Raw genomic sequence first — 1,392 nt, forward strand, 5'->3', positions numbered from 1 at the left:
AAGGAGGGATTTCCCATGATAAAACAAATAAAAGCCCACTTGAATAATAGTATTCAGAGTATCATTGGTCAAAAAGTTGAGTTCGTCAAACAAGATGAACAGGCCTTTACTCGTAAAAGAAGTTTATCACTAGAAACTATGATTCGTACAATTCTGGGAATGGGAGGGAAATCATTGTCAAAAGAATTACTAGATGCCAAACTGACAGTTTCAAATTCAGCCTTTGTTCAAAGACGCTATCAGATAAAACCTGAAGCGTTCTATGCCCTATTTAAAGAATTTACAGCACCTATTCCACTTAATACTGATTTTCCAATATTCGCTGCAGATGGGAGTGATATCTGTATTCCTCGAAATCCCATGGATACAGAAACCTCTATCCAAACCCAAACGGATGTTAAATCCTATAATCTCATGCATATAAATGCCCTATACGACTTGACGACTGGAGTGTATCGAGATGTTTTTATTCAAGACAAACATGCACAACATGAGCGCTTAGCTCTGATTCAGATGATGGAGGCTTCTCCCTTTCGAGAAAGCTCTTGTTATTATGGATAGAGGCTATGAAAGTTACAATCTTATGGCTCATTTTCAAGAAAAAGGTTGGCTTTATATCATCCGTATTCGAGATGGAAAACAATCCATGCGTTCCTCCTTCAACTTGCCAAATACAGAGTGTTTTGATCAAACATTTTCTCTAACATTATCACGAAAGCAAACCAATCAGCTCAAAAAACTTTATCTCAACTGTCCCAATGACTATCATTTTATTCCACACAATTCTACTTTTGATTTTCTTCCAGAAACAAGTCGAAAACATGACCCTGTTGAACTATACCAACTTCCTTTTCGTATGGTGCGTTTAGAAGTGGAAGAAGGAAAATACGAAACTTTAGTGACAAATACAGACTATTCAGTCCAAGAATTAAAAAATCTCTACGCCAGCAGATGGGGCATAGAGACTAGTTTTCGTGACCTGAAATACAGTGTTGGCTTGGTCAATTTTCATGCAAAAAAGAAGGAAGGGATTCTCCAAGAAATCTTTGCTCGCTTTACAAATTTTAACTTTTGTCGTTGGGTAATCTCGCAAGTTGCCATCGACAGTAGTCGTAAAAAACAAAGATATAAAGTGTGTTTCTCAGATGCGGCTTATGCCTGCCGTTTGTTTTTTAACTGTTCCCTTTCTTCTCTCCAGTTGAAAAACTACCTCAAGAAACAGTTATCTATTATTCGACCGAATCGAAAATATCCAAGAAAGATAAAGGCCCAATCGGTAGTTGATTTCATCTATAGAGTAACATAAATCTCAAAAAATAGGGTGAAAAAACCTTTATTTGTCATGCAAAAAAATAGAAGATAGGATAGAGAATCACTTTGATGTTCTCAATC

General features: G+C 36.5%; 1 pseudogene. It reads left to right on the forward strand.

Annotated elements, in window-relative coordinates:
• Positions 1-15 precede the first annotated feature (15 nt).
• Positions 16-1,306 (forward strand): annotated as a pseudogene (locus ADI58_RS11040) (IS4 family transposase).
• Positions 1,307-1,392 lie beyond the last annotated feature (86 nt).

Origin of the sequence: Streptococcus mitis, from assembly GCF_001074635.1 — a bacterium.
GTDB classification, from domain to species: domain Bacteria; phylum Bacillota; class Bacilli; order Lactobacillales; family Streptococcaceae; genus Streptococcus; species Streptococcus mitis_E.